The organism is Priestia sp. VA7 (assembly GCF_055710015.1).
On record NZ_JBVQPN010000035.1, the window covers coordinates 1 to 1309 of the forward strand.

The following is a 1309-nucleotide window of genomic DNA, read 5'->3' on the forward strand; positions in this document are numbered from 1 at the left end:
TATAGTACCGAAGTTCCTGATTCCACACTGCCAAGAAAAGCCTCTAGCGAGGCGGGAGGTGCCCGTACCGCAAACCGACACAGGTAGGCGAGGAGAGAATCCTAAGGTGATCGAGAGAACTCTCGTTAAGGAACTCGGCAAAATGACCCCGTAACTTCGGGAGAAGGGGTGCTCTGGTAGGGTGTATAGCCCGAGAGAGCCGCAGTGAATAGGCCCAGGCGACTGTTTAGCAAAAACACAGGTCTCTGCGAAGCCGCAAGGCGAAGTATAGGGGCTGACGCCTGCCCGGTGCTGGAAGGTTAAGAGGAGGGGTTATCCTTTGGGAGAAGCTCTGAATCGAAGCCCCAGTAAACGGCGGCCGTAACTATAACGGTCCTAAGGTAGCGAAATTCCTTGTCGGGTAAGTTCCGACCCGCACGAAAGGCGTAACGATCTGGGCACTGTCTCAACGAGAGACTCGGTGAAATTATAGTACCTGTGAAGATGCAGGTTACCCGCGACAGGACGGAAAGACCCCGTGGAGCTTTACTGTAGCCTGATATTGAATTTTGGTACAGCTTGTACAGGATAGGTAGGAGCCTGAGAAGCCGGAGCGCTAGCTTCGGTGGAGGCGTCGGTGGGATACTACCCTGGCTGTATTGAAATTCTAACCCGCGGCCCTGATCGGGCCGGGAGACAGTGTCAGGTGGGCAGTTTGACTGGGGCGGTCGCCTCCTAAAATGTAACGGAGGCGCCCAAAGGTTCCCTCAGAATGGTTGGAAATCATTCGTAGAGTGTAAAGGCACAAGGGAGCTTGACTGCGAGACCTACAAGTCGAGCAGGGACGAAAGTCGGGCTTAGTGATCCGGTGGTTCCGCATGGAAGGGCCATCGCTCAACGGATAAAAGCTACCCCGGGGATAACAGGCTTATCTCCCCCAAGAGTCCACATCGACGGGGAGGTTTGGCACCTCGATGTCGGCTCATCGCATCCTGGGGCTGTAGTCGGTCCCAAGGGTTGGGCTGTTCGCCCATTAAAGCGGTACGCGAGCTGGGTTCAGAACGTCGTGAGACAGTTCGGTCCCTATCCGTCGTGGGCGTAGGAAATTTGAGAGGAGCTGTCCTTAGTACGAGAGGACCGGGATGGACACACCGCTGGTGTACCAGTTGTCTTGCCAAAGGCATCGCTGGGTAGCTATGTGTGGACGGGATAAGTGCTGAAAGCATCTAAGCATGAAGCCCCCCTCAAGATGAGATTTCCCATAGCGCAAGCTAGTAAGATCCCTGAAAGATGATCAGGTTGATAGGTCAGAGGTGGAAGCGTGGCGACA

At 54.9% G+C, this 1309-nt stretch carries 1 rRNA gene; it reads left to right on the top strand.

Features of this window, described 5'->3' with window-relative positions:
- Positions 1-1309: ribosomal RNA gene (locus tag AC0C45_RS29995) — 23S ribosomal RNA — on the top strand; the annotation flags it as partial.